The sequence below is a fragment of the Burkholderia sp. MBR-1 genome, assembly GCF_013822785.1.
Classification (GTDB): domain Bacteria; phylum Pseudomonadota; class Gammaproteobacteria; order Burkholderiales; family Burkholderiaceae; genus Burkholderia; species Burkholderia vietnamiensis.
Map to the genome: position 1 here is coordinate 2,371,826 of NZ_CP053609.1, position 25,870 is coordinate 2,397,695.

Consider the following 25,870-nt stretch of genomic DNA (forward strand, 5'->3'; position numbering starts at 1 on the left):
TGTCTCCATGCTTGGTTGCAGGTCAGCGCGACGCGAGGTCCATGATGCGGACCTGGTCGGCGTCCTTGCGTTCGACGATGCCGGTCATCCGGCCTTCGTGCATCACCATCACGCGATCGCTCATGCCGAGCACCTCCGGCATTTCCGACGAGATCATCAGCACCGCGACGCCCTTCGCGGCGAGCGCGCTGACGAGCCGGTGAATCTCGGCCTTCGCGCCGACGTCGATGCCGCGCGTCGGCTCGTCGAGGATCAGGATGCGCGGCTGCGTCAACAGCCAGCGGCCGATCAGCACCTTCTGCTGGTTGCCGCCCGACAGGTTCTGGATCTCCTCATGCAGCCCCGGCGCCTTCACGCGCAGCATCCGGCTCATTTCCTCGCAGTCGCGCCGCAGTTGCGCCTGCTGCACGAAATTGAACTTCACGTAGCGGTTGCTGAGCACCGCCGCTTCCATGTTCGCGAGCAGGTCGAGATTGAGGAAGCAGCCGCTGTCCTTGCGATCCTCGGTGAGGAACGCCATGCCGTGCCTCATCGCCTGCGCGGGCGTCGCGATGCGCACCGGCTTGCCGTCGATCAGGATCTCGCCGGAGGTCGCCGGCACGACGCCGAACAGCGCCTCGGCGACGTTCGACCGGCCCGAGCCGACCAGCCCCGCGACGCCGAGAATCTCGCCCGCGCGCAGCTCGAAGCTGACGTCGCCGAACACGCCGTCGACGCCGAGGTTCTTCACCGCGAGCACGACGTCGCCGATCGGCACCGTCTCCTTCGGAAACATCTGCGTGATCTCGCGGCCGACCATCATCCTGATGATGTCGTCGCGCGTGACGTCGCTCGACGCGTGCGTGCCGATGTAGCGGCCGTCGCGGAACACCGAGAACTCGTCGGCGATCTCGAACAGCTCGTTCATCTTGTGCGTGATGTAGACGATGCCCTTGCCCTGCTCGCGCAGCTGCCGAATGATCCGGAACAGGTGTGTGACCTCCTTGTCGGTCAGCGCGGAGGTCGGCTCGTCCATGATCAGCACGTCCGAGTCGAACGATACGGCCTTCGCGATCTCCACCATCTGCCGGCTCGCGACGGTCAGCGTGCGCACGTCGGCTTCCGGGTCGATGTCGATCGACAGCCGCTCGAACAGCGCGGCCGTGCGGCGGCGCAGCTCCGCGTGATCGATCAGGCCGAAGCGGTTCTTCGGTTCACGGCGGATCCAGATGTTCTCCGCGACCGTCATGTACGGCATCAGGTTCAGTTCCTGATGGATCATCGCGATGCCGCGCTCGAGCGCATCGAGCGGCCCGTTCAGCACGACCGGCTCGCCGTCGATCAGGATCTCGCCGCGGTCGGGCGTGTAGACGCCGGCGATGATCTTCATCAGCGTCGACTTGCCCGCGCCGTTCTCGCCCATCAGCGCATGCACGGTGCCGCGCCGCACGCGGAACTGCACGCCGTCGAGCGCGACGACGCCGGGAAAGGACTTGCCGACGCCGCGCACTTCGAGCAGGCAGTCGGACGCGGCCGCAGCAGGCCCGGCCGATGCGGGCGCCGACGCGGCCGGCGCGCTTTCGCTGGCCATCGAGCGCGCCATCCTGGCAGTAAACATGGACGTTCCTCGCAAGTCGCACGCGCGCCCGGACCGGCCGGGCACGCGCAATTCAGCGGAAAAACCGGTCAGTGCTTCGCGTACTGGCTCATGTTCTCGGGGGTGACCAGCTCGAACGGCACGTTCACGAAGCGCTCGACCGGCTGCTTCTTCGCGAGCTTGAGCGCGGCGGCCACCGCCTGCGCGCCCTGCCCGGCCGCGTTCTGGTACACCGACACCTTCAGGTCGCCGCTCTTCATCGCGGCGAGCCCGTCGGGCGTCGCGTCGATGCCCGCGACGACCGTCTTCGGCGTCAGCTTGCGCGCGGCCTTCAGCGCGTTGATCGCGCCGATCGCCATCTCGTCGTTGTTCGACACGATCGCATCGAACTTCGCGCCGGAGCTCAGCCAGTTCATCGTGATGTCCTGGCCCTGCGTGCGGCTCCACTTGCCTTCGCGCTTGTCGACGATCTTCATGCCGGCGCATTCCTTCGTCGCGATCACGTCCTCGATGTCCTTGGTGCGCGCGCGCGCCGACTCGTTCGACAGCTCGCCCATCAGCACCAGGATGTCGCCCTTGCCGCCGAGCAGCTTGCACACCTGGCGCGCCTGCAGCGTGCCCGACTGCTTCTCGTCGGACGCGACCACCGCGACGCCGGCCGGCAGCTTGTCGAAGTCGACCGGCTTGCGGTTCACGTAGACGAGCGGGATCTTCGCGGCCGTCACCATCTTGGTGATCTTCGGCGTCGCGTCGGTGTCGACCGCGTTCACGATGATCGCGTCGACCTTCTGCGCGATCATGTTCTGCACCTGACTCAACTGCTTGCCGACGTCGTTGCCGCCGTCCTCGATCTGCACCGTCGCGCCGTCCTTCTTCGCCGCGTCGCTGATACTGTTGCGCAGGATCGTCAGGAACGTGTCGTCGAACGATGCCATCGTCACGCCGATCTTCTCGGCATGCGCGAGCGGCATCGCCAGGATCGCGGCGGCCGCGGCGGCCATCAGCTTGGTCTTCATGATCACTCTGTCTCCTCATCTCCGGGGGCGGAAGACGGCGCGTTGCGCGCCGCCGGGCCGAGTCCGATCTGGTCCGATCGGGACTGAAGCATCCGGATGAAACTGTAGATCACTTCGTCGCGAATTTGGAAATTTATTTCTACGTGATTTCACCTAGGGAACAGGATTTCCAAAAAGTCTAGACTCCGTTCCGTAGCCCGATTCGTTGCGGCAGGCGCGTTCGCGCCGGGCCGTGCAGGCGGCCGAGCATCGTCGCCCGATCGATCCCCCAACAGCCGGCCGCGTCGCGCGCCGGCCGCGAGCGTGATACGTGATATGAGCCCGTTGAACTTTCCGACTGACCGCCCCATCGATCTCGCCTGCCTCGGCCGCGTGGCCGTGGACCTCTACGCGCAGCAGTACGGCAGCCGCCTCGAGGACGCGCGCAGCTTCCAGATGTACCTCGGCGGCTCGTCGGGCAACGTCGCGTTCGGCGTCGCCCGCCTCGGGCTGAAGACCGCGATGATCTCGCGCGTCGGCGACGAGCAGATGGGCCGCTTCGTGCGCGAGACGCTCGAGCGCGAGGGCTGCGACACGAGCCAGCTGCAGACCGATCCGGAGCGCCTCACCGCGCTGGTGCTGCTCGGCCTGAAGGATCGCGACACGTTCCCGCTGCTGTTCGTGCGCGAGAACTGCGCGGACATGGCCGTGCGCGCCGACGAGATCGACGAGGGCTTCATCGCCCGCTGCCGCGCGCTCGCGATCACCGGCACGCATCTGTCGACGCCGGCGACCCGCGAGGCGTCGCTGACCGCGCTCGGCTACGCGCGCCGCCACGGCGTCGTGCGGATTCTCGACATCGACTATCGGCCGGTGCTGTGGGGGCTGACCGCGCGCGGCGCGGGCGAGAACCGCTACGTGCCCGACGCGCAGGTCACGCGGCAGCTGCAGCAGGTGCTCGGCGAATTCGATCTGCTGGTCGGCACCGAAGAGGAATTCCTGATCGCGGGCGGCGCGCCGGACGACCTGATCGCGTCGCTCGAGGCCGTGCGGCGCGCGAGCGGCGCGGTGCTGGTGGTCAAGCGCGGCGCGCTCGGCTGCTGCGTGATCGACGGCGACGTTCCCGCGCGGATCGACGATGCGCCGACCTTCCACGGCGAGCGCGTCGAGGTGCTGAACGTGCTCGGCGCGGGCGATGCGTTCCTGTCCGGCTTGCTGTCCGGGCTGCTGCGCGGCCGCGACTGGGCGGAAGCCACGCGCATCGCGAACGCGTGCGGCGCGATCGTGGTGTCGCGTCACGCGTGCTCCGCCGCGATGCCGACGCCGGCCGAACTCGCGCACTGGTTCGGCGGCAGCCGCAATCCGCAGGTGGACGCCGATCGCACGCTCGCGCATCTGCATCGCGTGACGGTGCCGCGTCGCGACTGGGACGACCTGTGCGTGATGGCGTTCGACCATCGCAGCCAGTTCTACGAGCTGGCCGTGCAGGCCGGCGCGGACGAGGAGCGGATCAAGACGCTCAAGCGCCTGCTGGTACGCGCGGCCGAGCAGGTCGAGCGCGAGCGCCACATCGAGGGTCACGTCGGCGTGCTGATCGACGGCGGCGCATACGGGCGCGATGCGCTCGCGGCGGCCACCGGCCGCGGCTGGTGGGTCGGCCGCCCGGTCGAGCTACCGGGCTCGCGCCCGCTGTGCTTCGACGACACGCGCTCGGTCGGTTCGACGCTCACGCACTGGCCGACCGAACAGGTCGTCAAGTGCCTCGTCCACTATCACCCCGACGACGACGTCGACCTGCGCGTCGCGCAGGAGCAGCGCGTGCTCGAGCTGTGGGAAGCCACGCGCGCGAGCGGCAACGAGCTGCTGCTCGAGATCATTCCGCCGCGTGCGGTGACGCCGCCCGGCACCGAGGACGACGCCGTGCTGCGCACCGTCGCGCGCTTCTACAACCTCGGCGTGATGCCCGAATGGTGGAAGCTCGCGCCGATGAGCGCCGACGGCTGGGCGCGGCTCGAGTCGCTCGTCGCCGAGCGCGACCGCTATTGCCGCGGCGCGGTGATCCTCGGGCTGAACCAGCCGCTGCAGTATCTGGTCGACAGCTTCCGCTCGGCGACCAACCCGATCGTCAAGGGCTTCATGGTCGGGCGTTCGCTGTGGGTCGACGCGTCGCTGGCGTGGCTCGCCGGCCGCATCGACGACCGCGCGCTGATCGACGAAGTCGCCGCCAATTTCGCGCAGCTCGTCGACGCGTGGCTCGGCCGCCGCGACCCCGCGCGCGCCGCCGCAGCGTGAGCGCACCGGCCGTGCGCGCGATCCCTGCACCGAGTTCAGCGACTTCACCGACTTTGCCGACTTCACCGACTCTTCCGATCGACAGACGATGACCACCACCGTGAGACTGACCGTCAGCCAGGCGCTCGTGCGCTACCTGGCCGCCCTGCAAGCCGAAGTCGTCCAGCCGGACGGCCGCACCGACGTCCTGCCGTACTGCGGCGGCGTGTTCGCGATCTTCGGGCACGGCAACGTGGCCGGGCTCGGCGAAGCGCTGCATGCCGAGAAGGACCGCCTGCCCACGCTGCGCGCGCACAACGAGCAAGGGATGGCGAACGCGGCCGTCGCGTTCGCGAAAGCGAACTTCCGGCAGCGGATGATGGCCGCGACGTCGAGCATCGGCCCCGGCGCGACCAACATGCTGACGTCGGCGGCGCTCGCGCACGTCGGCCGCCTGCCGCTGTTGCTGCTGCCCGGCGACGTGTTCGTGTCGCGGCTGCCCGACCCGGTGCTGCAGCAGGTCGAGGACTTCGAACAGGGCGACGTCAGCGCGAACGACTGCTTCCGGCCGGTCACGCGCTACTTCGACCGCATCACGTCGCCGGAGCAATTGCTCGTCGCGCTGCCGCGCGCGATCCAGGTGATGACCGACCCCGCGCAGTGCGGCCCCGTGTGCCTCGCGTTGCCGCAGGACGTGCAGACCTTCGCATACGACTGGCCCGCAGATTTCTTCGCGCCGCCGCTGATCCGGATGCGCCGGCCGCCGGCCGACGCGCTCGAGCTCGCCGATGCGCTCGACGTGCTGAAGGCTGCGCAAAGGCCGCTGATCGTCGCCGGCGGCGGCGTACTGTACAGCCAGGCATGGGACGCGCTGCGCACGTTCGCCGAGACGCACGGCGTGCCGGTCGCCGAATCGCAGGCCGGCAAGGGCAGCCTCGCGTGGGACCATCCGCTGAATCTCGGCGCGATCGGCGTGACGGGCTCGCCCGCCGCCAATCGCGCGGCCGCGCAGGCCGACGTGGTGTTCGCGGTCGGCACGCGTCTGCAGGACTTCACCACCGGCTCGCATGCGCTGTTCGGCGACGCGACGCTGCTGAGCCTGAACGTGCAGCCGTTCGATGCGGGCAAGAAACGCGGCCGGCAGCTGATCGCCGATGCGCGCACGGGCCTCGGCCAGGTGTCGGCGGCGCTCGCGGGCTGGCGCGCCGACGCGGGCTGGACCGCCACGAACCGCGACCACGCGGCCGCGTGGAACGCGCGCGTGACCGAACTGACCACGCGCGTGCCGCAGGACACGCTGCCGTACGACGCGGAGGTGATCGGCGCGGTGCGCGATTCGGCGGCGGACGCCGGGCGCGACAGCGCGCGCGACGATCTGGTCGTGTGCGCGGCCGGCACGCTGCCGGCCGAGCTGCACAAGCTGTGGCGCAGCGGCGTGCCGGGCAACTATCACATGGACTACGCGTACTCGTGCATGGGCTACGAAATCGCCGGCGGCCTCGGCGCGAAGCTCGCGCGGCCCGAGCGCGAAGTGATCGTGATCGTCGGCGACGGCTCGTACATGATGCTCAACGCGGAACTCGCGACGTCGGTGATGCTCGGCCGCAAGATCATCGTCGTGATCCTCGACAACCGCGGCTACGGCTGCATCGAGCGGCTGCAGCTGAGCTGCGGCGGCGCGAGCTTCAACAACATGCTCGACGACTGCGTGCCGGAAGGCGGCGAACGCTCGACGATCGACTTCGCGATGCATGCGCGTGCGATGGGCGCCGAAGCCGTGCACGTGCGCGACGTGGCCGAGCTGCGCCGCGAACTGACGCGTGCGCGCGCGGCGAGGACGAGCCAGGTGCTGGTGATCGACACGACGCACGCGCGCACGACCGCCGACGGCGGCGCATGGTGGGAAGTCGCGGTGCCGCAGGTGTCCGCCCGCGACGGCGTCGAACGCGCGCACCGTACGTATCTCGACGCGAAAACCCGGCAGCGGCGCTGACGTCGCCTCGCCTGCAACGGTGAAACCCCTGTTCGACCTTCTAACCCAGGAACGCACGTGATGAGCTGGAACGTTCGCATCGGTATCAATCCCCTGTCGTGGATGAACGACGACCTGCCGTCGCTCGGCGGCGAGACGCCGCTCGAGACGGCGCTGAAGGAAGGCGCCGAGATCGGCTATGCGGGCTTCGAGCTCGGCAACAAGTTTCCGAAGACCGGCCCCGAGCTGAAAGCGAAGCTCGCGGAATTCGGCCTCGTGTGCGTGTCGGGCTGGTATTCCGGATTCCTCGCGGAAGTCGCGCCGGGCATGACCGATGCCGATGCGGTCGCCGCCGAGATCGAGCGCTGCCGCGCGCACCTGACGAAGCTGCAGCACAACGACGTGAAGGTGGTCGTCTACGGCGAATGCGCGGGCACGATCCAGGGCAGCATCGACACGCCGGTCGCGAAGCGGCCGCGCTTCGTCGACGACGAAGCGTGGCAGCGCTATGCGGCCCGGCTCGACGCGTTCGGCGCGCACCTGCTCGACACCTACGGCATCAAGCTCGCGTACCACCACCATATGGGCGCGTACGTCGAATCGCCGGCCGACGTCGACCGCCTGATGGCGCTGACCGATCCCGCCAGGGTGTTCCTGCTGTTCGACACCGGCCACGCGTACTTCGGCGGCGCGGCCGACCCCGTCGCGCTGCTGAAGAAGCACGTCGCACGCGTCGTGCACGTGCACTGCAAGGACGTGCGGCCGCAGGTCGTCACGCAGGCGCGCAACGGCGGCTGGAGCTTCCTGAACGGCGTGATCAACGGCACCTTCACGGTGCCGGGCGACGGCGCGCTCGATTACGAAGCGACGCTGCGCACGCTGCGGGACGCCGGCTACGAAGGCTGGCTGGTGGTCGAGGCCGAGCAGGATCCGGCCGTCGCGCCGAGCTATCAGTATGCGAAGAAGGGTTACGACACGCTGCGCGCGATCGTCGAACGGCTGAGCGCCTGAGCGCTCCCGTACAACGCGCACCGTCATCTGAACGAGGACCACTCCATGACGATTTCTCCCCTGCTGGTCAAGGCGTCGCCCGAGCGCGAAATCTGCAACGTGACGCCGGAGTCAGCCGGCTGGCAGCACGTCGGCTTTCGCGCGCTGCGCCTGCGCGCCGGCGACACCGAAACGCTCGACACCGGCGCGCGCGAGCTGTGCGTCGTCGTGCTGACCGGCACGGTGCGCGCCGAGGTCGACGGCCACATGTACGACGCGCTCGGCAAGCGCGACAGCGTGTTCGACGACGTGTCGCCGGACGCGCTGTACGTGCCCGGCGGCAAGACCGTCACGCTGGTCGCGACGCGCGACGCGGAAGTCGCGCTGTGCACCGCGCCGTGCGTGAGCGGCGACAAGCAGGTACAGCGGCTCGACGGCGAACGGATGCGCCGCGCGGTGCGCGGGCAAGGCACCAACACGCGCTACGTGTGCGACATCCTGATGGGCGACAACCCGGCGGCGGACCGCCTGCTCGTCGTCGAGGTGGTCACGCCCGCGAGCCATTCGAGCAGCTACCCGCCGCACAAGCACGATCGCGACGCGGCGCCCGACGAGACCTCGCTCGAGGAAACCTATTACCACCGGATCGATCCGCCGCAAGGCTTCGCGTTCCAGCGCGTGTACACCGACGATCGCAGCCTCGACGAGGCCTGCGTGGTGGAGAACCACGACGTGGTGATGGTGCCGCGCGGCTATCACCCGGTGGTCGCGCCGCACGGCTACAACCTGTACTACCTGAACGTGATGGCCGGCCCGAGCCGCGCATGGGCGTTCAAGAACGATCCCGCGCACGAGTGGATGCTCGATGCGGCGCCGAAGCGCTGACGTGCGGAAACGTCCGAGCAGTGAATGGAACGTGGGCTGGGCGGCCCGTGACGATGGGACGCCCGGCATGCGCATGCGCATGAGCCTGCGCAGCCGGCAATGCTACGGAGCCGTCATGGCGACGCCCCGCTTTCGCCTCGCATCGCACACGTTCGACGACGATGCGTCGAGCCCGGCGCTGCCGCACTTCAATGCGGCCGTCGCGCGTCGAATCGGCGAACTCGCGCGTCGTCGAATGTTTGCGGCGGCACGTCGGCGCGACCGCGCTGGCGATGCGCGCATCACGGTGCGCGTCGACGCATAACGGCGCGAACGGCGCACGCGCACCGTTCGCGCGATCCCGCGCGCCGGTCAGTTCAACCCGCCGCTCACCACGACGTGCTCGCCGGTCATCCAGCGCGCATCGTCCGACGCGAGGAACACGGCGACCGAGGCGATGTCGTTCGGCTCGCCGAGGCGGCCGAGCGGCGTCTGGCTGAGCACCTGTGCTTCCAGATCGGAACCGGTGATGCCCGCGGCATGCGTGCCCTCGGTCACGATCATCCCCGGGTTGATCGCGTTCACGCGGATCTTGCGCGCGCCGAGTTCGAGCGCGAGCACGCCGGTGATCGCGTCGACCGCGCCCTTGGTGCCGCTGTACACGGCGCTCGCCGGCGGCGTGATGCTCGTCACGACCGAGCTGATGTTGATGATGCTCGCGCCTTCGCCGAGATGCTTGACGGCCGCCTGCGTCGTCAGCAGCAGGCCGAACACGTTGGTGTCGAACTGCCGGCGATAGTGCTCTTCGGTGATCGCTTCGATCGGCGCGAATTCGTAGACGCCGGAGTTGTTGACCAGCACGTCGAGACGCCCATAGGTCTCGATCGCGGTGTCGACGATGCGCTGCGCATCCGCGCCCTTCGACACGTCGCCGCCGACGGCGACCGCGCGCCCGCCCGCCTCGACGATCGCGCCGACGACCGCGTCGGCGCCGGCCTTGCTGCTCGCGTAGTTGACGACGACCGACGCGCCTTCGGCGGCCAGCGCCTTGGCGATTGCTGCGCCGATGCCCTTGGATGCGCCCGTGACGATTGCGACCTTGCCTGCCAGCTTGCTCATGATTTCGTTCCTCGATCGGAAGACTTCGATGGATGGGTACCGGTTACGCGCGATGCGCTGCACCGTCCTTGCTGGCAATCTTCGCGGTTTGGGCCGCCGCGATAAAGCGGCTCGACGCGAATTGACTGGCGGGGTTTGACGAACAATCGGCGCAACGCGCGTGCGCTCGGTCGGGGCTCGGTCGGGGCTCGGTCGGGGCTCGGTCGGGGCTCGGTCGGGGCTCGGTGGCCCGGTCGGGCATCAACCGGCGCTCAACCACGCGCTGACGACGTCGCCGCCGAGTTCGGCGAGCGCGCCGTCGTGGACGATCCGTCCGCGCCCCATCACCGCGACGCGCTGCGCGAGCCGCGGCGCGAGCTGGAGCCGCTGCTCGATCAGCAGGATCGCGACGCCGTCGGCCTGCAGCGCGGCGAGGCACGCGCCGACTTCGTCGACCGCGCGCGGCGCGAGCCCTTCGGCCGGCTCGTCGACGATCAGCACGCGCGGCCGGCCGGCGAGCGCGCGCACCAGCGCGAGCACCTGCTGCTCGCCGCCCGACAGCCGGCCGGCCTTCACGTCGGCGCGCGCGCCGAGCAGCGCAAAGCGCTCGAGCAGCGCGTCGAGCGCGGCGCGCCCGGCCGCGCCGCGCATGCCGCGCAAGCCGAGCCGCAGGTTGTCGCGCACGCTGAGCAGCGGAAACACGTCGCGACTTTCGGCCACGTACGCGACGCCGCGCCGCGCGATCTCGAACGTGCGCGCGCCCGCGGATTCGACGCCGTCGATGCGCACCGAGCCCGCGGTGCGCACGAGCCCCATCACGGCCTTCGCGAGCGTCGAGCGGCCCGAGCCGTTGCGGCCGAGCAGCGCGAGCGTCTCGCCCGCGGCGAGCGTGAGATCGACGCCGTCGAGCACGGGCTGCAGCGCATACCATGCGCGCAGGCTGCGGATGTCGAGCAGCGCGCTCATGCGCCGTCACCGAGATACGCGGCGCGCACGGCGGCATCGGCGCGGATCGCATCGGGCGCGCCGGTCGCGACCACCGCGCCGCGCACGAGCACCGTGATGCGCTCGGCGAAGCCGAACACCGCGTCCATGTCGTGCTCGATCATCAGCACCGTGCGGCCTTGCGTGGTCGCACGGATCAGCGCGAGCATCCGCGCCGCCTGGTCGCGGCTCATGCCGGCCGTCGGTTCGTCGAGCAGCAGCGTGCGCGCGCCGCTCGCGAGCGCGATGCCGAGATCGAGCGCGCGCTGCTCCGCGTAGCCGAGCTCGCCCGCACGCGTCGCGTGCCACGCATCGAGGCCGACGTCGTGCAGCACGCGCGCGGCCGCGCGATCGACGGACGGCGACTCGCGCAGCCGGTTCCACCAGCGGCGCCGCTCGGCCGGCGCGTGCAGCGCCGCGCAGCGCAGGTTGTCGAACACGCTGAGTTGCGCGAACGCGCTGGTCTGCTGAAAGCTGCGGCCGATGCCGAGCCGGCTCGCGACGACCGGGCCGCGCCCGCGCAACTCGACGCCGTGCAGCACGACGCGCCCGCGGGTCGGCCGCGTCGCGCCGGCGATCACGCCGAACAGCGTCGACTTGCCGGCGCCGTTCGGCCCGATCAGTGCGTGACGCTCGCCGCTCGGCACGCTCAGGTCGATCCCGTCGAGCACGGTGTGCGCGCCGAAGCGCTGGACGATGCCGTGCAGTGCGATCGCATCGCCGTTCATCGGCCGTCCTCGCGCACATCGGGCGCATCGGGCGCCCGGCCCGCGAGCCGCGCGCGCCAGCCCCACAGCAGCATGCCGATGCCGGCCGCCGAAGCGGCGACGGCCCAGCCGGCCGGCGCGTCGGCGTCGATCCGCCATGCGCCGAACGCGCTGCCGCCGCCGTCGTCCTGCGCGAAGCGCCAGGCGTAACCGAGCTCGGCCGCGCAGACGATCGCGATCGCCCAGAACGCGCCCGCGCCGACGCCGCACAGCATGCGCCAGCGCTCGACGGCCGGCGCGCCGCGGCGCCACGCGTGCGCGCAGGCCTGCGCGACGCCCGCGATCCCGCGCGGCGCGGCGACCACGACCGCGACGAACAGCACGCCGAGATACAGCGCCCACGCGCGCGACACGCCGGCGACGACCACGCTGAGCGCGGTCAGCACCACCGCGCCGAGCGCCGGCCCGAAGAACGTGCCGGTGCCGCCGATCACCGCGGCGATCAGCACGGTCGCGGAGCGCGCCATCGACACGCTGTCGGGCGTCGCGATCTCGACGTCGATCAGCGTCAGCGTGCCGGCGACGCCCGCGAAGAACGAGGCGCAGGTGACCATCGCGAGCCGCACGTGGCGCGGCTCGGTGCCGAGCGCGGCGACGCGCGCCGGGTTGTCGCGCACCGCGTTCGCGAGGCGCGCGAGCGGCGTGCGCGTCAGCGCGTACATCGCCAGCGCCGAGCCGATGCACCATGCGGCGATCAGCGCGTATGCGTGCGTCGGCGCGCCGAATTGCCAGCCGCCCCACGGCGTGCCGCCCGCGCGGTCGATCGGCACGCCGCCGACGCCGCCGAACCATGCGGGCACGCTCCACGCGGCCGCCGCGACGCACTCGCCGATACCGAGCGTGATCATCGCGAACACGGTGCCCGCGCGACGCGTCGCGAGCAGGCCGGCGACGCAGCCGAACGCCGCGCCGGCCACGCCGCCGACGAGCGGCAGCAGCGGCAGCGGAGCGCCCACCCGATTGAACCAGTGCGCGGCGGCGAACGCGCCGACGCCGGCGACGGCCGCATGGCCGAACGACAGCAGCCCGGTCGTGCCGAGCTGCAGGTTGTACGACAGCGCGAGCACGACGAGCGCGGCCGTCTGCGCGAGATAGCCGAGTACCGCGCCCTGCGGCCACAGCCATGCCGGCAGCGCCAGGCACGCGGCGAACAGCGTCCAGCGCAGCGCGCCGTTCGGCATGCGATTAGCCATCGACACGCTCGCCGAACAGCCCGCGCGGCCGCACGGCCAGCACCGCGACGAGCAGCAGGTACGGGACCAGCGGCGCGAGTTGCGCGAGCGACACGGCCGCGACGCCATCGGGCAGCGCGACGCCGGCCCAGTGCGCGAGATCGCGCAGCGACGTGTCGCTGGACGCCGCGCAGGTCTGCGCGAACCCGACCGCGAGCGACGCGACGAACGCGCCGCCGAGCGAGCCGAGCCCGCCGATCACGACGATCGCGAACACCACCGAGCCGACGGTCTCGGCCAGCGCCGGTTCGATCACCGCGAGCGGCGCGCCGATCACGCCCGCGAGCGCGGCGAGCGCGGTGCCCGCGCCGAACAGGCCGGTCATCACGCGCGGCACGTCGTAGCCGAGCGCCTCGACGGCCGCACGATGGGTGAGCGCGGCGCGCACGACGAGGCCGATGCGCGACGCGCGCAGCAGGACGCCGAGCGCGATCAGCATCGCGGCGGACATCGCCATCATGAACAGCCGGTAGCGCGGCAGCGCGACGCCGAACGCGCTCACCGGCGCGCCGTCGAGCAGCGGCGGCACCGGCGCCGGCAGCGGCGCGAGGCCCCACAGCAGCTTCGCGGCCTCGCCGATCAGATACGCGAGGCCGAAGGTCAGCAGCAGCTCGCTCGTGTGGCCGCCGCGCGCCTGCACGCGGCGCAGCAGCCAGCGCTCGCAGCCGGCGCCGAGCAGCCCGACCGCGAGCGGCGCGAGCACGAGCGCCGGCCAGAAGCCCACGCGCGCCGCGATGCTGTAGCCGACGTACGCGCCGAGCATGTAGAAGCTCGCATGCGCGAAATTGAGCACGCCCTGCACGCTGAAGATCAGCGTGAGGCCGGCCGACAGCATGAACAGCAGCAAGCCGTAGCTGAGGCCGTTGAATGCCTCGAGCGCGAACGCGTGCAACGCCGTCACCGCGTGCCGGTCAGCGGGCGAGCGGTTCGAGCGCCGCGCGCAGCGCGTCGGGCAGCGGCACCGGGCGGCGTGTCGCGCGATCGACGTACACGTGCACGAAATGCCCCTGCGCGGCCGGCGCCGCTTCTCCGGCCGCGAACAGCCCGATCTCGTAGCGCACGCTGGACGTGCCGAGCTTCGCGACCCGCAGGCCGGCATCGACCGACTGCGGAAACACGAGCGGCGCGAAGTAGTTGCACTGCGTCTCGACCACGAGGCCGATCGTCTGCCCGTGCTCGACGTCGAGCACGCCGGCGCGGATGAGGTATTCGTTCACGACGGTGTCGAAGTAGCTGTAGTAGACGACGTTGTTCACGTGGCCGTAGACGTCGTTGTCCATCCAGCGGGTCGTGATCGGCAGGAAGTGGCGATAGGCGTCGCGCGAACGCGCTTGCGGCTTGTCGGACATGGCGGTGATGGTCAGAGGGAGGATGACGTGGCGACGCGCGCGTGCGGCACGGCGCGATGCGACGCGGCGGAGCATGGACGGGCGGCGGCGCGGCCCGTCACTGGCCTGCCCGCTCGACGAATTCGAAATCGAGGCCGCGCGCGCGCATCCAGTCGGCCAGCGCGTAGCCGGTGCCGGCGCGCCACGGGCGCAGCAGCGGCGGATCGACCAGCCGGTATTCGAGCAGCTCCGGCGACAGCGCGACGGTGCCCGACGCGCGCACGTGGTACGCGATGATCAGTTCGTTCTTGCGCATGAATTCATAGACGCCGACGAGCGTGACCTGCTCGGCCTTCAGCGCCGTTTCCTCGAACACTTCGCGCGCGATGCCGTCCTCGGGCGTTTCGCCGTTCTCGAGGAAGCCGGTGATCAGCGCGAACATCCCTTCCGGCCAGGCCGCGTTGCGCGCGAGCAGGATCTTGCCGTCGAGCTCGACGATCGCGGCCACGACCGGCAGCGGATTGTTCCAGTGCACGTAGCCGCAGGTGTCGTCGGGGCACGCGCGGCGCACGCGGCCGCCTTCATGGGCGGGATCGGCGCGGTCGGTCAACGGACGCGCGCATTGCGGGCAAAAACGGTAATCGGCGGTGGTCATCGATCGGGAGTTGGGCGGACGCCGGCGCGGCCTGACGGCCGCATCGCGCGCCCGCTCGGCGCGGGAAAGGCTTCATTCTAGCGAGTTTGCCCGCGCCGCAGAGGGTGCGACGGCGAGCGTGCGGCGCTCATGCGCGCGGGCGTGCGCCGCGGGCCGCGAAGCCGGCGGCGCCGGCCAGCAGCGCGCCGGCCGCGACCCACAGCGCCGGCGAAAACGACCCGAACCGCGCGGCGAGCGGCGCCGCGACGAGCGGCCCGAGGATCTGGCCGACGCCGTACGACGCGGTCGCATAGCCCATCAGTCCGGCCGCGCGCTCGCCGTGCAGGCGCCGCGCCTCGCGCATCGCGAACAGCGTGATCGCGGTGAACGGCAGGCCGAGCAGCACGCTGCCGATCGAGAAGCCGGCAGCGTTCGGCCACACGATGCCCGCCGCGATCCCGAGCGCCTGCGTCGCGCAGCCGGCGGCGAGCAGCAGGCGGTTGTCCCAGTGGCCGGGCAGCCGCGCGGCGGCGATCGCGCCGACGATCAGCGCCGCACCGAACATCGGCCAGAACAGGTCGGGCCACGGCGAGCCGGCCGGCAGCGCGGCGCGCGCGATCACCGGCAGGAACGTCGCGGTGATGATGTAGCCGAAGCCCGGCATCCCGTACAGCGCGACGAGCCATGCGGCGTCGGCGCGACGGCGGCGTGCGTCGGGCGGCGCGGTGGGGGCTGGCGCGGTAGGGGCCGGCGCGGCGGTGGCTGGCACTGCGGCAGGCGTCACCGCGGCGGCCGGCGTGTGCGCGGCCGGCACCGCCGACGCGGCTGGGGCTGGGGCTGGGGCTACCGCCGCGGCTGGGGCCACCGGTGCCGGCGCGCGGCCGAACGTGCGCCAGATCGCCGCCGACAGCAGCGCCGACAGCGCCGCGAACCCCAGCCAGCCCGGCGCTGCGCGGTGGCCGGCCAGTGCGCCGCCGATCAGCCCCGTCAGCACGATGCCGACGCCGGGCCCCGCATAGATCACCCCGCTCCATTCGGGCGCGTGCAGTTCGGCGAGCCGCCGCAAGCCCCATTGCGACACGAACACGAAGGTCCAAGCGCTGACCACGCCGGCGACGAAACGCACCGCGAGCCACGCGGGCAGCAGGTGGCCGACGCCCATCGCGGCGGTCAGCAGCACGGTGGCCGCCAGCCCGAACCGGACCATGCGCGCGGGCGCGACGGGCAGCGCCGCGCAGCTGAGCGCGCCGACGAAATACCCGGCGTAGTTCGCCGACGCGAGCCAGCTGCCGGCCCGCAGGCCGATCGAGCCGTCGGCGAGCATCAGCGGCAGCAGCGGCGTGAACGCGAAGCGCCCGACGCCGAGCGCGACCGCGAGCCCGACCATGCAGGCGAGCGCGGCCGTGCGCGCGCGGCGGTCGGCATCGGCTGACGGGCGGGCACGGGCGGCGGTGTGAGCATCGGAACGGGACATGGCGGCGGCGGCCGCGCGCGGCGCGCGCCGGCCGGAACAGGAATCGGAAGAGCTTCATCGTAGCTTGACCGACCCTTCTCGAAAAATGAATAATCGAGAATCCACCTATCTCCCGGAGAGAACCATGGACCTGGCCGCGCTGGCGATTTTCCGCGCCGTCGTGCGCGAGAACGGCGTGACGCGTGCGGCGGCGAAGCTCAATCGCGTGCAGTCGAACGTGACGACGCGCATCAAGCAGCTCGAGGAGGAGCTGGGCGCTGCGCTGTTCGTGCGCGACGGCCGCCGGCTCGTGCTGACGCCGGCCGGCCACACGCTGCTGCCGTACGCGGAGCGACTGCTCGCGCTGGCCGACGAGGCGCGCGACGCGGTGCGCGAAGATACGCCGCGCGGGCGGCTGCGGCTCGGCACGATGGAGAGCACGGCCGCGAGCCGGCTGCCGGCCGTGCTGGCGCGCTACCACCATGCGTGGCCGGCCGTGTCGCTGGAGCTCGTCACCGGCACGAGCGGCTGGCTGATCGACAAGGTGCGCGACTTCGAGATCGACGCCGCGCTGTTCGCGCGGCCACCGGCGCCGGACACGCTGCCAGACACGTTCGAGACGGTGCCGATCTATCGCGAGGACCTCGTGCTGCTGACGCCGCGCGGCCATCCGCCGGTGCGCACGCCGCGCGACGTGATGCTGCCGACGCTGGTCGCGTTCGAGCGCGGCTGCACGTACCGGAAATACGTCGAGCAATGGTATGCGGCGCAGGGAATGAAGCCGGCGCGCGTGCTCGAGCTCGGGTCGTATCATGCGATCGTCGCGTGCGTCGCGGCCGGCGCGGGCGTCGCGGTCGCACCGCGCTCGGTGCTCGAGCTGCAGCCGCATACCGACAACGTCGCGGCCCATACGATCGTCGAATTCGAAGGCATCGACACGCTGCTCGCATGGCGGCACGGGTACGCGTCGGCCGCGCTGGCCGCGCTGCGCGATGCGCTCGCGGAGGGCGCGCGGCGGCCGGTCGATGCGGGGGTCGCGGCGGTGGCTGTGCCGGTCTGAGGCGGGGACGCGGCGGGCGGCCTTCGCAGGCCTAGGCTGGGCTTGGCCGAATCGAATCAAGTCGAGTCGAGCAGAGCCGGCCGGACGGAATCGAATCGAGCCGGCACGAGCCGAACCACCGGACCTGATCGGATTGAGCCGAACCGCGCCGGGGCGAGCCGAACCGAACCGAGCCGAACCGAATCGCGCCGGGCCGAATCGAACCGGGCCTCACCGAGCCCTACCGGGCCTAGCCAAACCCAACCGGCCGCCGCCCAGCCGAACCCCACCTCACCGCCCCCACCCCACCGCAAAAAACAAAGCGACCCGTCCGGCCAACGCCGAACGGGTCGCTTTCCCCAAGACGCGCGACGCGGTCAGCGAGACCGCATCGCGCCGTCGGCAACGATCAAGCGATCAAAGACGCGCTTCGATCCAGCCCTTCACGCCCGCGAGCGCGCCCGGCAGGTTCGCCGGTTCCGTGCCGCCCGCCTGCGCCATGTCGGGGCGGCCGCCGCCCTTGCCGCCGACCTGCTGCGCGACGAAGTTCACGAGCTCGCCGGCCTTGACCTTCTTGCTCGCCTCGGGCGTGACGCCCGCGATCAGGCTGACCTTGCCGCCTTCGACGGCCGCCAGCACGATCGCCGCGCTCTTCAGCTTGCCCTTGAGCTTGTCGACCGTCTCGCGCAGCGTCTTCGCGTCCGCGCCGTCGAGCGTCGCCGCCAGCACGAACACGCCGCCCACTTCGACGGCCTGCTGCGCGAGCTCGTCGCCCTGGCTCGACGCGAGCTTCGACTTCAGCGCGCCGAGCTCCTTCTCGAGCGACTTCACCTGCTCCTGCACCTGCGCGATGCGCTGCGTGAGCTCCGACGGCTGCGCCTTCAGCGCGGCCGCGGCTTCGTTCACGCGCGCGTCGAGTTCCTGCACGTAGCGCACCGCGTTGTCGCCGGTGATCGCCTCGACGCGGCGGATGCCGGCCGCGACGCCGCCTTCGACGACGATCTTGAACAGCCCGATGTCGCCGGTGCGCTGCACGTGCGTGCCGCCGCACAGCTCGCGCGAGAAGCCGAGGTCGAGCACGCGCACTTCGTCGCCGTACTTCTCGCCGAACAGCGCCATCGCGCCGCCCTTCACCGCTTCGTCGTACGGCATTACGCGCACGATGCCCGGCGCGTTGGCCAGGATTTCGTCGTTGACGATCTGCTCGACGCGACGGATTTCGTCGTCGGTCAGCGGCGCGTTGTGCGCGAAGTCGAAGCGGGTCTTGTCCGCATCGACGAGCGAACCCTTCTGCTGCACGTGCGCGCCGAGCACTTCGCGCAGCGCCTTGTGCATCAGGTGGGTCGCCGAGTGGTTGCGCTGCGTGCGGGCGCGGCGCTGCGCGTCGATCTCCGCGCGCAGCACGTCGCCGACCTTCAGCGTGCCCTGCTCGAGCGTGCCGTGGTGGCCGATCACGTCGGCCTGCACCTTCAGCGTGTCGGCCACCGCGAAGCGCGTCGCGGCGTTCGCGAGCACGCCCTGGTCGCCGACCTGGCCGCCCGATTCCGCGTAGAACGGCGTGTGGTCGAGCACGACGACCGCATCCTGGCCGGCCTTCACTTCGCCGACCGACGACCCTTCGACGTACAGCGCGACGACCTTCGCGTCGTCGAACGCGATTTCCTCGTAGCCGTGGAAGGTCGTCTTCGCGCCCGTGTATTCGAGGCCCTGCGTGGCCTTGAACTTGCCGGCCGCGCGCGCCTGCTCGCGCTGACGCGCCATCGCGTCGTCGAACGCCGGCTCGTCGACCGTCATGCCGCGCTCGCGGCACACGTCGGCGGTCAAATCGAGCGGGAAGCCGTAGGTGTCGTGCAGCTTGAACGCGAGTTCGCCGTCGAGCACCTTGCCGCCCTTCGCCTCGACGTCGGCGAGCGCCGCCTCGAGGATCGACATCCCGTGCTCGATCGTTTCGAAGAAGCGCTCCTCTTCCTGGCGCAGCACGTCGGTCACGCGCTGCTCGGCTTCCTTGAGCTCCGGATACGCGGCGCCCATCTCGGCGACCAGATCGGCCACCAGCTTGTGGAAGAACGCGCCCTTGCGGCCGAGCTTGTAGCCGTGGCGGATCGCGCGGCGCACGATCCGGCGCAGCACGTAGCCGCGGCCTTCGTTGCCGGGGATCACGCCGTCGACGATCAGGAACGAGCACGCGCGGATGTGATCGGCGATCACCTTCAGCGAGTTGTTGTTCAGATCGGCGGTCTCGGTCACGCGCGCGGCGGCCTTGATCAGGTTCTGGAACAGGTCGATTTCATAGTTGCTGTGCACGTGCTGCAGCACCGCGGCGAGGCGCTCGAGGCCCATGCCGGTGTCGACCGACTGCTTCGGCAGGCGCGTCATGTTGCCCTGCGCGTCGCGGTTGAACTGCATGAACACGAGGTTCCAGATCTCGATGTAGCGGTCGCCGTCTTCCTCGGGCGATCCCGGCGGGCCGCCCCAGACGTCCGGGCCGTGGTCGTAGAAGATCTCGGTGCACGGGCCGCACGGGCCGGTGTCGCCCATCGTCCAGAAGTTGTCCGACGCGTAACGCGCGCCCTTGTTGTCGCCGATGCGGATGATGCGCTCGGCCGGCACGCCGACTTCCTTCGCCCAGATGTCGTACGCCTCGTCGTCTTCCTGATAGACGGTCACCCACAGCTTGTCCTTCGGCAGCTGGTAGACGGTCGTCAGCAGCTCCCACGCGAAGCGGATCGCGTCGTGCTTGAAGTAGTCGCCGAACGAGAAGTTGCCGAGCATCTCGAAGAACGTGTGGTGGCGCGCCGTGTAGCCGACGTTCTCGAGGTCGTTGTGCTTGCCGCCGGCGCGCACGCTGCGCTGCGCGGTGGTCGCGCGCGTGTACGGGCGCTGATCGGTGCCGAGGAACACGTCCTTGAACTGGACCATGCCCGAGTTGGTGAACATCAGCGTGGGGTCGTTACCGGGCACGAGGCTCGACGAGCGGACGATCGTATGGCCCTTCGATTCGAAGAATTTGAGGAATTTCTCGCGGATTTCGGCAGCTTTCATGGCGTGCGGGGAATGTCTGGCTAAGACGGCTTCAAGCGCCGGCCGTCCTCGCGGACGCACGGCGGGCGAATATCGTAAACGGTCGATTATACGATAGAGACCGGCGGCCGCAGACGGCAGCGGCCCGCCTCGCCGGACGACCGGAATGGGCCACCGGCCGGGACGATTCGCCTTAAGATGCTCGGCATGCCAATCCTTCGCCGGCCGCGGCGAGCCATGACAGGAGACGAATCGACGATGGGTGCCCTGAGCCATATCCGCGTGCTGGACCTCACCCGCGTGCTCGCGGGCCCGTGGTGCGCGCAGACGCTTGCCGACTTCGGTGCGGACGTGATCAAGGTCGAGCGCCCCGGCGCCGGCGACGACACGCGCCACTGGGGGCCGCCGTACCTGAAGGACGCGAACGGCGCCGACACCGCCGAGGCCGCGTACTATCTCGCGGCGAACCGCAACAAGCGCTCGGTGACGGTCGACATCGCGACGCCGGAAGGCCAGCAGATCGTGCGCGAGCTCGCCGCGCAAAGCGACGTCGTGCTGGAGAACTACAAGGTCGGGCAGTTGAAGAAGTACGGGCTCGACTACGAATCGCTGCGCGCGGTGAAGCCCGACCTGGTCTACTGCTCGGTCACCGGCTTCGGCCAGACGGGCCCGTACGCGCATCGCGCGGGCTACGACTTCATCGTGCAGGGGATCGGCGGCTTCATGAGCATCACCGGCGAGCGCGACAGCGAGCCGGGCGGCGGCCCGCAGAAGGCCGGCGTCGCGATCGCCGATCTCGCCACCGGCCTCTATGCGACGATCGCGGTGCTCGCCGCGCTCGCGCACCGCGACCGCACGGGCGAAGGCCAGCACATCGACATGGCGCTGCTCGACGTGCAGGTCGCGCTGCTCGCGAACATGAACACCAACTTCCTCGCGAGCGGCAAGCCGCCGGTGCGCTGGGGCAATGCGCATCCGAACATCGTGCCGTACCAGACGTTCCAGACGAGCGACGGCTGGATCATCGTCGCGGTCGGCAACGACGGGCAGTTCCGCAAGTTCGTCGAGGCCGGCGGCCGGCCGGAGCTCGCGCTCGACGAGCGGTTCGCGACCAACCCGTCGCGCGTGCGCCATCGCGACACGCTGGTGCCGATCCTCGCGGAGATGGTGAAGACGCGCGGCAAGACCGACTGGATCGCCGCGCTCGAAGCGGCCGGCGTGCCGTGCGGGCCGATCAACGAACTCGACGAAGTGTTCGCCAACGAGCAGGTGGTCGCGCGCGGGATGCAGGTGTCGCTGCCGCACCCGTGCGGCGCCGACGTGAAGCTGGTGCGCAATCCGATCCGGATGAGCGCGACGCCGCCCGACGCGCGTACGGCCCCGCCGCTGCTCGGCGCGCAGACCGAAGACGTGCTGCGCGACATGCTCGGCTACGACGACTCGCGCATCGCGGCGTTGCGCGCGAAGCAGGCGATCTGAGTATGTCGCGGACGCGGTGCGGCGCTCGCGGTGTCAGCGGCGTGCGGGAGCCGATCGGTGCGGCGCAACGTGTGCCGCATGGCGAGCGCCAGCTAATCCGTTGCGGCGTGAGCGGCGCGTAGTGCCCCCCAGCCGATGATCCGCAGTTCGCGCCCGGCCGGCGCGACGGCCGGCACTCGGCACTCGGCACGCACGCGTCAGCCGCGTTCCGCCCCACCGCCCAGCGCGTCGAGCCAGCGGCGCCCGTCAGGCCAGTCGCCGAGCCCGCTGTCCGCATTGATATGACCACGCGGGCCGAGATCGTGGAACACACTGCCCCACGCCTGCGCACAACCGCGTGCGAATGAAATCGAGCCGTACGGATCGTCGCTGCTCGCGACCACGCGGGTCGGAAACGGCAGCCGTTCGTGCGGCACCGGCCCGAAGCCGTGCGCGTCGGCCGGAAATGCGGGCCCGGCCGGATCGGGCAACGCGACCAGCAGCGCGCCGCGCACCTTCGCCAACGCGGCTGGCCGCGCATAGCGGGTGGCCCACCAGGCCGTGGTCAACGTGCCGAGGCTGTGCGCGGCAATCGTCACCGGGCCGCGCGCGGCGTCGATCGCGCGGTCGAGCGCGAGACACCAGCCGTTACGGAATGCGTGGTTCCAATCGGGCATCGCCACGCGCACGAAGCGCGCGTCGGCCCGCTCCCAGCGGCTTTGCCAATGCAGCGGGCCGGAGTTGGCGTAGCCCGGCAGCACGAACACGAGTGAATCGCTCATGAAGGTTTCGTCGACGAATGAAATCGTTATGTGAGGCCGACGAAGTGTCGCACATCCGCTCCTCCCTGATTGCTGCCTGTCGAATTGCGGAATGGATACGCGGGAAACCGGTGCGTCGCGTGCCGCGCGCGCCGTCACGAGCGGCCGGCGCTCATGCGCCGGCTTCGCTCAACGCACGCCGGCGCCGACCAGGCCGCCGGCCGCCGCGCCTGCGACCGTGCCGATCGGGCCGCCGGTAATGAGATAACCGAGCGCGCCGCCCGCGGCCGCGCCGATGCCGGCGTTGCGCTGCGTGTGCGTCATCGCGCATGCGCCGAGTTGGGACAGGGCCGCGACGATCACGGCGGTACGAACGAGAAAAGTGGTCTGCTTCATCATGATTGTTGGCTTCCTTTCGCCGGCAAATAATACGAATGGCGGCGTCGAATCGGTAAAGCCATCATAGAAACAGCCGAACACACGCGGCAAACCGATTTACCTCGTGTTACAGCCGACACACTATCGAGATACTGCGTTGCGCGGCGCGCCCCGGCGCGAGCGGCGCCGCAACCCGCGCGGGACGGACCCCGGTCAGGTAGAATTGCAGGATTAAACCGGCGCGACGCGCCGACACAACCTGACGCCAACCGCATGAGCACCGAACGTAACGACGCCCCCGCGGCTTCCAATTTCATCCGCAACATCATCGACGACGACAACCGCACCGGCAAATGGGGCGGCCGCGTCGAGACGCGCTTCCCGCCCGAGCCGAACGGCTATCTGCACATCGGCCATGCGAAGAGCATCTGCCTGAACTTCAGCGTCGCACGCGACTACGGCGGCGTGTGCCACCTGCGCTTCGACGACACGAACCCGGAAAAGGAAAGCGTCGAATACGTCGACTCGATCGTCGACGCGGTGCGCTGGCTCGGCTTCGACTGGCGCAAGGACGCGGTCGATCATCAGTATTTCGCGAGCGACTACTACGACAAGCTCTACGAGTTCGCCGAGCTGCTGATCCAGCGCGGCAAGGCGTACGTCGACAGCCAGAGCGCGGACGAAATGCGCGCGAACCGCGGCTCGCTGACCGAAGGCGGCAAGCCGTCGCCGTATCGCGACCGTTCGCCCGAGGAAAACCTCGACCTGTTCCGCCGGATGAAGGCCGGCGAGTTCAAGGAAGGCGAGCACGTGCTGCGCGCGAAGATCGACATGGCGTCGCCGAACATGAACATGCGCGACCCGGTGATCTACCGGATCCGCTACGCGCACCACTATCGCACCGGCGACGCATGGTGCGTGTATCCGATGTACGACTACACGCACTGCATCTCGGATGCGCTCGAAGGCATCACGCATTCGCTGTGCACGCTCGAATTCGAGGATCACCGTCCGCTGTACGACTGGGTGCTCAACGAGCTCGCCGAAGCCGGCGTGTTCACGCGGCCGCTGCCGCAACAGATCGAATTCTCGCGGCTGAACCTCACGTACGCGATCACCAGCAAGCGCAAGCTGCTGCAACTGGTGACCGAAGGCCACGTCGAAGGCTGGGACGACCCGCGCATGCCGACCATCGTCGGGATTCGCCGGCGCGGCTTCACGCCGGAGAGCATCCAGCTGTTCTGCGAGCGGATCGGCGTGACGAAGGTCGACTCGTGGATCGACATGAGCGTGTTCGAAGGCGCGCTGCGCGACGACCTCGACGACAAGGCGGCGCGTACGGTCGGCGTGCTCGATCCGCTGAAGCTCGTGATCGACAACTATCCGGAAGACCTCGAGGAAGCCTGCACGGCGCCCGTGCATCCGCATCATCCGGATCGCGGCGTGCGCACGTTCCCGATCTCGCGCGAGCTGTGGATCGAGCGTGACGACTTCGCCGAAGCTCCGCCGAAGGGCTATTTCCGGCTGTTCCCGGGCAACAAGGTGCGCCTGCGCTACGGCTACGTGGTCGAATGCACGGGTTTCGACAAGGACGCCGACGGCAACGTGACGGCCGTGCACTGCAACTACTTCCCGGACAGCAAGTCGGGCACCGACGGCGCGAACAACTACAAGGTCAAGGGCAACATCCACTGGGTCAGCGCGAAGCACGCACAGCCGGCCGAAGTGCGGATCTACGACCGGTTGTTCAAGGAGCCGCACCCGGACGCAGGCGGCGCGAACTTCCTCGACGCGCTCAACCCGAATTCGAAGAAGGTCACGCAGGCCTACGTCGAACCGGGCGCCGGCGACGTCGCGCCGGAAACGCGCCTGCAGTTCGAGCGCCACGGCTATTTCGTCGCCGATCGCATCGACTCGAAGCCGGGCAAGCCGGTGTTCAACCGCATCGTCGGGCTGCGCGACAGCTGGGGCAAGCCGGCCTGACGGGCCATTGCGCGCGCGGGCCGGTGGCCTGCGGCGCACATCGCGCGATCGCCGCGACGCATGTCGCACGATCGAAAAAAAAACGGCCTTCGGGCCGTTTTTTCATTGCCTGCACACAAGGCCGCGCCGCCGGGGTCACCCGCCCGCGAGCCGGCGCTGCACATCCGCGAGCGGCAACGCCGTGTGAAACAGCCGCGCGAGGCTACGGCTCGCATACGCGTCGATTTCGTCGGGCGCGGTCCACCGGTACGCGTCCATCTCGGGAATCAGCGAGCCGTCGCGACGGCTCGGGAACAGCGACGTGCACGTGCAGCGCGCGGGATCGATCTCGTCGTCCGCGACCTGCACCGCGAACAGATGCAGATCCTTGTCGTGGCGATAGGCGAAGCGGCCGAGATCGACGAGCCGCGCCGCCGCCAGTTCGACGCCGGTTTCCTCGCGCAGCTCACGCAGCGCCGCATCGGCCGGCGTCTCGCCGGGCTCGCCCTGCCCTTTCGGGATGTCCCAGTGCGTGGTGTCCGTCGCATGCGCAAGGAACACGCGGCCCGCCGTATCGAGGATCACGACGCCGCACGACACCGTGCGCGTCGCGCCGCCGCGCGTCATTGCGCGTGCGCTCAGCGCTTCTGCAACTGCCACGCGCCCGCGGCCGTCTTGCAGTAGAACGGCTTGAGCGTCAGCGTCTGGCCCTTCGCGGCAATCTCCGTCACGACCTCGCGGCACGTGCGGCCGTCGCTGTGGCTCGTCGACGGCGTGAGCTTCGCCACGATCTGCGTGCCGCTGCTGCTGCTCCGCCACGTCGACGTCTGGCCGTCCTTGCTGGTGTCGCGCGCGTGCGCGACGGCGTCGGCCAGCGACTCCTGGTCGGCGTTGCTGAAATAGGTCAGCGGCGTGTCGTTCAGAAAGCCCAGGTTGCTTTGCGCATGGGCGGGCAGCAGCGCGGCTGCGCACGCGACGCCGGCCAGCACGCGCGTGACGACGGAAAGGGATGCACGCATCGACATGTGTTGTTCTCCTTGGATGTTCGATCGAACGGCGCGGCGCGCGGCCGGTGCGCCGGCGGCTG

At 70.2% G+C, this 25,870-nt stretch carries 23 protein-coding genes; 8 read left to right on the forward strand and 15 right to left on the reverse strand.

Annotation, left to right across the window (positions count from 1 at the left end):
- Positions 1-22 precede the first annotated feature (22 nt).
- Both MBR110_RS10875 and MBR110_RS10880 read right to left on the reverse strand, forming a co-directional pair.
- Positions 23-1,597 (reverse strand): sugar ABC transporter ATP-binding protein, encoded by a 1,575-nt coding sequence (locus MBR110_RS10875; protein ID WP_059734085.1) that lies wholly within the window; start codon positions 1,595-1,597, stop codon positions 23-25.
- Between the two features lie 68 nt (positions 1,598-1,665).
- Positions 1,666-2,592, reverse strand: a complete 927-nt coding sequence (locus MBR110_RS10880; RefSeq protein ID WP_011884459.1) for a sugar ABC transporter substrate-binding protein — start codon at positions 2,590-2,592, stop codon at positions 1,666-1,668.
- Positions 2,593-2,907: 315 nt separating this feature from the next.
- On the opposite strand from MBR110_RS10880, the gene MBR110_RS10885 reads away from it, so the two are divergent.
- The 5 genes from MBR110_RS10885 to MBR110_RS32105 all read left to right on the forward strand — a co-directional run bounded on the left by MBR110_RS10885 (position 2,908) and on the right by MBR110_RS32105 (position 8,993).
- Positions 2,908-4,863, forward strand: coding sequence for a bifunctional 5-dehydro-2-deoxygluconokinase/5-dehydro-2-deoxyphosphogluconate aldolase (locus tag MBR110_RS10885; RefSeq protein ID WP_059734083.1), 1,956 nt, complete (start codon positions 2,908-2,910; stop codon positions 4,861-4,863).
- 88 nt (positions 4,864-4,951) lie between these two features.
- Entirely contained in the window at positions 4,952-6,835 is a 1,884-nt protein-coding gene (gene iolD, locus MBR110_RS10890) for a 3D-(3,5/4)-trihydroxycyclohexane-1,2-dione acylhydrolase (decyclizing) (RefSeq protein WP_059734081.1), read from the forward strand.
- Positions 6,836-6,895: 60 nt separating this feature from the next.
- On the forward strand, positions 6,896-7,825 hold the full coding sequence (iolE, locus tag MBR110_RS10895; RefSeq protein WP_011884445.1) for a myo-inosose-2 dehydratase: 930 nt from the start codon (positions 6,896-6,898) through the stop codon (positions 7,823-7,825).
- A 45-nt stretch (positions 7,826-7,870) separates the two neighbouring features.
- The gene (gene iolB, locus MBR110_RS10900; protein ID WP_059462238.1) at positions 7,871-8,689 is read left to right on the forward strand and encodes a 5-deoxy-glucuronate isomerase; all 819 of its coding nucleotides are present in this window, start codon (positions 7,871-7,873) and stop codon (positions 8,687-8,689) included.
- Positions 8,690-8,804: 115 nt separating this feature from the next.
- Complete coding sequence (locus tag MBR110_RS32105) at positions 8,805-8,993, forward strand: hypothetical protein (RefSeq protein WP_014722867.1); 189 nt, start codon at positions 8,805-8,807, stop codon at positions 8,991-8,993.
- A 47-nt stretch (positions 8,994-9,040) separates the two neighbouring features.
- Here MBR110_RS32105 and MBR110_RS10910 read toward each other — a convergent pair whose 3' ends face one another.
- The 8 genes from MBR110_RS10910 to MBR110_RS10945 all read right to left on the reverse strand — a co-directional run bounded on the left by MBR110_RS10910 (position 9,041) and on the right by MBR110_RS10945 (position 16,185).
- The gene (locus tag MBR110_RS10910; protein WP_045579229.1) at positions 9,041-9,787 is read right to left on the reverse strand and encodes a glucose 1-dehydrogenase; all 747 of its coding nucleotides are present in this window, start codon (positions 9,785-9,787) and stop codon (positions 9,041-9,043) included.
- A gap of 240 nt (positions 9,788-10,027) precedes the next feature.
- Entirely contained in the window at positions 10,028-10,732 is a 705-nt protein-coding gene (locus tag MBR110_RS10915; RefSeq protein WP_014722866.1) for an ABC transporter ATP-binding protein, read from the reverse strand.
- Positions 10,729-11,478, reverse strand: coding sequence for an ABC transporter ATP-binding protein (locus MBR110_RS10920; protein ID WP_059734079.1), 750 nt, complete (start codon positions 11,476-11,478; stop codon positions 10,729-10,731). The genes MBR110_RS10915 and MBR110_RS10920 overlap by 4 nt, the downstream gene beginning before the upstream one ends.
- Positions 11,475-12,710, reverse strand: coding sequence for a branched-chain amino acid ABC transporter permease (locus MBR110_RS10925; protein WP_059734078.1), 1,236 nt, complete (start codon positions 12,708-12,710; stop codon positions 11,475-11,477). The genes MBR110_RS10920 and MBR110_RS10925 overlap by 4 nt, the downstream gene beginning before the upstream one ends.
- Positions 12,703-13,641, reverse strand: a complete 939-nt coding sequence (locus MBR110_RS10930) for a branched-chain amino acid ABC transporter permease (RefSeq protein WP_034193337.1) — start codon at positions 13,639-13,641, stop codon at positions 12,703-12,705. The genes MBR110_RS10925 and MBR110_RS10930 overlap by 8 nt, the downstream gene beginning before the upstream one ends.
- A 19-nt stretch (positions 13,642-13,660) precedes the next feature.
- On the reverse strand, positions 13,661-14,098 hold the full coding sequence (locus MBR110_RS10935) for an acyl-CoA thioesterase (RefSeq protein WP_011884432.1): 438 nt from the start codon (positions 14,096-14,098) through the stop codon (positions 13,661-13,663).
- A gap of 97 nt (positions 14,099-14,195) precedes the next feature.
- Positions 14,196-14,732 (reverse strand): NUDIX domain-containing protein, encoded by a 537-nt coding sequence (locus MBR110_RS10940; RefSeq protein ID WP_011884430.1) that lies wholly within the window; start codon positions 14,730-14,732, stop codon positions 14,196-14,198.
- Positions 14,733-14,859: 127 nt separating this feature from the next.
- Positions 14,860-16,185: a YbfB/YjiJ family MFS transporter gene (locus tag MBR110_RS10945; RefSeq protein ID WP_059695909.1), complete on the reverse strand. Its 1,326-nt coding sequence runs from the start codon at positions 16,183-16,185 to the stop codon at positions 14,860-14,862.
- 124 nt (positions 16,186-16,309) lie between these two features.
- Between MBR110_RS10945 and MBR110_RS10950 the strand changes: the two genes are divergently transcribed.
- On the forward strand, positions 16,310-17,224 hold the full coding sequence (locus MBR110_RS10950; RefSeq protein WP_011884425.1) for a LysR family transcriptional regulator: 915 nt from the start codon (positions 16,310-16,312) through the stop codon (positions 17,222-17,224).
- Between the two features lie 396 nt (positions 17,225-17,620).
- Here the strand turns inward: MBR110_RS10950 and alaS are convergent, their stop codons facing one another.
- Complete coding sequence (gene alaS / locus MBR110_RS10955; RefSeq protein ID WP_045579232.1) at positions 17,621-20,245, reverse strand: alanine--tRNA ligase; 2,625 nt, start codon at positions 20,243-20,245, stop codon at positions 17,621-17,623.
- 237 nt (positions 20,246-20,482) lie between these two features.
- On the opposite strand from alaS, the gene MBR110_RS10960 reads away from it, so the two are divergent.
- A complete protein-coding gene (locus MBR110_RS10960) occupies positions 20,483-21,703 on the forward strand; it encodes a CaiB/BaiF CoA transferase family protein (protein ID WP_011884420.1) in 1,221 nt (406 codons plus the stop codon).
- Between the two features lie 197 nt (positions 21,704-21,900).
- On the opposite strand, the gene MBR110_RS10965 is transcribed toward MBR110_RS10960, so the two are convergent.
- The gene (locus tag MBR110_RS10965) at positions 21,901-22,464 is read right to left on the reverse strand and encodes an RBBP9/YdeN family alpha/beta hydrolase (protein ID WP_014722858.1); all 564 of its coding nucleotides are present in this window, start codon (positions 22,462-22,464) and stop codon (positions 21,901-21,903) included.
- Between the two features lie 168 nt (positions 22,465-22,632).
- Complete coding sequence (locus MBR110_RS10970; RefSeq protein ID WP_011884418.1) at positions 22,633-22,842, reverse strand: ornithine acetyltransferase; 210 nt, start codon at positions 22,840-22,842, stop codon at positions 22,633-22,635.
- A 252-nt stretch (positions 22,843-23,094) separates the two neighbouring features.
- Between MBR110_RS10970 and MBR110_RS10975 the strand changes: the two genes are divergently transcribed.
- Positions 23,095-24,804: a glutamine--tRNA ligase/YqeY domain fusion protein gene (locus MBR110_RS10975; RefSeq protein ID WP_011884416.1), complete on the forward strand. Its 1,710-nt coding sequence runs from the start codon at positions 23,095-23,097 to the stop codon at positions 24,802-24,804.
- A 135-nt stretch (positions 24,805-24,939) separates the two neighbouring features.
- Here MBR110_RS10975 and MBR110_RS10980 read toward each other — a convergent pair whose 3' ends face one another.
- Positions 24,940-25,410: an NUDIX hydrolase gene (locus MBR110_RS10980; protein WP_011884413.1), complete on the reverse strand. Its 471-nt coding sequence runs from the start codon at positions 25,408-25,410 to the stop codon at positions 24,940-24,942.
- Positions 25,411-25,421: 11 nt separating this feature from the next.
- Complete coding sequence (locus tag MBR110_RS10985) at positions 25,422-25,808, reverse strand: RT0821/Lpp0805 family surface protein (RefSeq protein WP_011884411.1); 387 nt, start codon at positions 25,806-25,808, stop codon at positions 25,422-25,424.
- Positions 25,809-25,870: the final 62 nt, after the last annotated feature.